Origin of the sequence: Streptomyces niphimycinicus, assembly GCF_018883605.1 — a bacterium.
GTDB classification, from domain to species: Bacteria; Actinomycetota; Actinomycetes; order Streptomycetales; family Streptomycetaceae; genus Streptomyces; species Streptomyces niphimycinicus.
In genome coordinates this window covers 1-3,214 of record NZ_JAHLEM010000651.1, presented here as the reverse complement: position 1 = coordinate 3,214, position 3,214 = coordinate 1, and the positions used below count along the sequence as shown (strand labels likewise).

At 73.3% G+C, this 3,214-nt stretch carries 3 protein-coding genes; all 3 read left to right on the top strand.

Annotated features, from left to right (window positions below; translation table 11 throughout):
* Positions 1-578 (top strand): response regulator transcription factor (locus tag KN815_RS39095; protein WP_216346556.1); only part of this gene is annotated, 578 nt, incomplete at its 5' end.
* Positions 579-582: 4 nt separating this feature from the next.
* Positions 583-2,025 (top strand): sensor histidine kinase, encoded by a 1,443-nt coding sequence (locus tag KN815_RS39090; RefSeq protein ID WP_253209514.1) that lies wholly within the window; start codon positions 583-585, stop codon positions 2,023-2,025.
* A gap of 102 nt (positions 2,026-2,127) precedes the next feature.
* A partial coding sequence (locus KN815_RS39085) for an ATP-binding protein (RefSeq protein ID WP_253209515.1) occupies positions 2,128-3,214 on the top strand: 1,087 nt, incomplete at its 3' end.

Below are 3,214 nucleotides of genomic sequence, written 5' to 3'. Positions count from 1 at the left end.
TCAGCGGCCTGGCGCTCGCCCGCTCCGGCGGATACGCGGCGATCGTGCTGGATGTGATGCTCCCCGGATGCTCCGGCTATCAGGTGTGCTCTCGGCTGCGCGAGCAGGGCGACTGGACGCCGATCCTGATGCTCACCGCCAAGGACGGCGAGTACGACGAGGCCGATGGGCTCGACGTGGGCGCGGACGACTATCTGACCAAGCCGTTCTCCTTCGTCGTGCTGATCGCACGGGTGCGGGCCCTGGTGCGGCGCGGGGGGCTGGACCGGCCCGATGTGCTGGAACTGGGCGATCTGCGGCTGGAGCCCGCCGCGTTGGCCTGTGCGCGCGGGACGGAGGAGGTCACGCTCACGGCCAAGGAGTTCGCCGTGCTGGAGTACCTCGCCCGGCGCGCGGGCCAGGTGGTCTCCAAGTCCGAGATCGTGCAGAGCGTGTGGGACACCGCGTACGACGGCGGGGCCAATCTGGTCGAGGTCTATATCCGGAGCCTGCGCCGGAAGATCGATGTGCCGTACGGACGGCAGTCGATCCGCACGATACGGGGCGCGGGCTATCTGCTGGCCCGCGACGGAGGGTGAGACGGTGGGGCACATCGGCGCGGACGCGGGGCGGACCGCGAACACGGGGCACATCACGGACGCCGGGCAGGATGCCGGACAGGACATCGGGCACCCGGCCGACGGCGAGGCCCCAGGGGACACGGGAGGCCGCCGTCCGCGCCTGACGTCCGGGTTGAGCGTGCGCGCCAAGGCCGTGCTGGCGGCCGCCGGGACCGTGGCCTTCGCGATCGGGCTGTGCATGCTGGCCCTGGTGCTGGCCCTTCAGCACAACCTGCGCGCCAGCGCCGACCTGGACGCGAGGAACGCCGCCGTGGCGATCAAGGGCCAGTTGGCGCGGACCCACCCCGCGCCGAAGCGGGCGCTCATCGTCGCCCCCGGCGCGGTGACGATCAAGGACGTCGCCGGCCGGACGGTCACCCCCATCATGCCCACGGAGGCCGGTTCGCGGCAGACGGAGGCCACCCCGCAGGACTCGACCGCGGCCACTGCGGCCGAGCCGCTCGACGCCGGCCAGCCGTACAGCGTGAAGGTGAGCCCCTCGACCACCGCCGTCGACAACGCCACCGGGCTGCTGCTTCGCCAGGCCGCACCCGCGGCCGCCGGTCTGGTGCTGTTCGTGGCGGGGCTCACCTGGCTGCTCGTGGGGCGCGCCCTGCGCCCGGTCGCCGCGATGCGGCGGGAGTTCACCGAGATCACCGAGCGCGATCTGCACCGCCGGGTGCCGGTGCCCCGGGCGCGGGACGAGATCCACCGGCTGGCCCGCACCATGAACGCCACCCTGGACCGGCTGCACCGGGCCATGACCCGGCAGCGGCAGTTCGTGGCCGACGCCTCGCATGAGCTGCGCAGCCCCATCGCGGCCGTGCGCGCCCAGCTCGAACTGGTCCTGGCCCGCCCGTCGCGTACCGACTGGCCGGCCGCCGTGCACAAGGCGCTGCGGGACACCGACCGGCTCCAGGCCGTCGCCTCCGATCTGCTGCTGCTCGCCCGGCTGGACGCGCAGGAGGCGCCGCGCACCGCGGCGGTGGATCTCGGCGCGCTGGCGGCCGAGGAGGTACGGCGCCACCCGGGCGCGCTGACGTTGGCCGGGGAGCAGGAGCGGGCGGCCGTCGTGACCGGCAGCCGGGTGCAGTTGTCGCGGCTGCTCACCAACCTCGCCGACAACGCCCGGAGGCACACCCGTACCACCGTCTCGATCACCGTGGCGGTCCGCGGTGGCCAGGTCGAACTGGCCGTGGACGACGACGGTCCGGGCATCCCGGAAGCCGACCGCGAGCGCGTGTTCGAGCGGTTCACCCGGCTGGATGACGCGCGGGCCCGTCAGGACGGCGGCACCGGTCTCGGGCTCGCCATCGCCAATGACATCGCTCACGCCCACGGTGGCAGCCTTACGGTGCTCACCAGCCCGCGCGGCGGGGCTCGCCTGCTGTTGTGCCTGCCGCGGACGGACCCCGCCCAACCCTGACCCCGGTGCGGGCACGGCGGCTCCCTCGTGAGAGTTTGGCAACTACCGGACCAGACTGATCAGTTGGTCAGTAGTATCTGCCCTTTCCTGGCCGTGTCCCAGATGGAGGTGTCAAAGGTGCTGTCGGGGACGGAGGCCGTCGTCGTGGCCGCGTCCGCGGTGCTGGTACTGGTGCTGTCGCTGTGCCTCACCTGGGTGGTCAGACTCCGTCGCGCGCTTGCCGGCGCGCGTACGGCGACCGAGCGAGAACGAGCCGTTTCCGAACGGGAACGAGCCAATACCGCGCGCGAGCGAACGCTGGCGGCCGAGCGCGGCGAAGAGGTCGCGCGACTGGCCGCCGTACAGAGCGATCTGGACGAGGCGGCGCGCCGGGAGCGGCGGCTGCGCGACTCCGTCCAGGCGTCGTTCGAGTCGGTGGCCCGCAATATGCACGCCATGTCGATGGTGCAGCAGCAGGTCCTCGACGGGCTCGAGCAGCAGGTCGAGGACGCGCGGCTGATGGGCGAGGTGATGAAGGCGGACCACGCGGCCGCCCAGATGACCCGCAAGGCCCAGACGCTGCTGGTGATGTGCGGGATCTGGCCCGCGCGGCGGGAGCCCCGGCCGGTGTCGCTCTTCGACTGTGTGCGGGGCGCGCAGTCGCGCATCGTGGAGTTCGGCCGGGTGGACGTCCACGGCGGGCAGACCCTCTACGCGGTGGCACCCGCCGTGGAGGGCCTGATGCACGCGGTCGCCGAACTCCTGGAGAACGCCACGGTCTTCTCCCCCTCCCGCACCCAGGTCGCGGTCGCCGTGCGGGAGGTCGCGGCGGGCGCGGTCATCGAGATCGACGACGCCGGGCTCGGCATGCCGCCGGACGTGCTGGAAAAGGCCGTGGCCCAACTGCGGGACGGTCTGGACCTGGCCCAGCTCGGCGCCGTGCCACGGCTGGGGCTCGCCTGTGTCGGGCGCTGGTCGCGGGAGCTGGGCTTCGGGGTGGAGCTGTCCACGGCGTCGGCGTACGGCGGTACCCGGGTGGTGGTCTTCGTACCGCACCGGCTGCTGACCGAGCCGACCGGCGCGGTCCGGGCGGCGGACCACAAGCCGGTGGTCGTGGAGCCGGTGACCGTCGGCACGGTGAGCCACGACGCGGGCGGCACCGGCCTCGGCCCGGCCGCCGCGGACCCGGCCGGGAGCGGCTCGCTGGGCG